Here is a 717-nt window from a genome sequence, read left to right on the forward strand (position 1 = left end):
CCGACCTGCCGGTGCCAGGCAACGCACTGTCACTGGTGGAAGGGCTGGCCCGTTATCTGAACATCAACCACGCCGGGTTCGACGTGGCCATGGTGGATGGCCATCCCTACATTCTGGAATTCAATCGCCTGTTCGGGAACACCGGCATCGCCGCCCTGAACAGGGACGTGCAACAGGCCATGCACAACTACCTGCTGGGCTCGACCCTGCCTCCGTCATCGGACAGCAAGGTCTCCGCCTGAGTGCGTAACAGCGCCTGGTAACGGTGGGCCAACTGTTCCACCGGCTGCAAACGCACCCGGTGGTCACCCGCACAAACCACCTGGGCTTTCTCTGGCTGGTATAGCGCTTTCACATCCAGCTCGGCCACGGTCAGCTGGCTGTCAGGCACATTGAGACGCCCCGGCACACCCGCCACACACAGGGCCCAGGCTTCTTCCTGATCCGGGTCCGCCGTCACCAATGCCTTGAATTCCAAAGAGATCTTGCCCGCCTGTTTGCGCTGCGGCGCCAGCAGCCGCACCACTCTCAGGAACAGCAGGCCAGCACACAGGGCGGAAAACGCGGCGCGTGATGCCGGCCCCTGATAGAAATACAACCCCGCCTGCTCACCAATCACCGGCCCCTGGTGGCCGTCATACAGTGCCGCCACTTGATCCAGCAACTGCTGGTACTCCGCCAGCACCTCTTTCAACACCTCTTCCGTGTAGCGCTGCC

The 717-nt window shown here is 62.5% G+C and carries 2 pseudogenes; one reads left to right on the forward strand and one right to left on the reverse strand.

What is annotated here, in order from left to right:
- A pseudogene (locus A3754_RS27100) lies at positions 1-242 on the forward strand (hypothetical protein); the annotation flags it as partial.
- Here the strand turns inward: A3754_RS27100 and A3754_RS27105 are convergent.
- A pseudogene (locus tag A3754_RS27105) lies at positions 188-717 on the reverse strand (hypothetical protein); the annotation flags it as partial. The pseudogenes A3754_RS27100 and A3754_RS27105 overlap by 55 nt on opposite strands.

The organism is Alcanivorax sp. HI0083 (assembly GCF_001635175.1).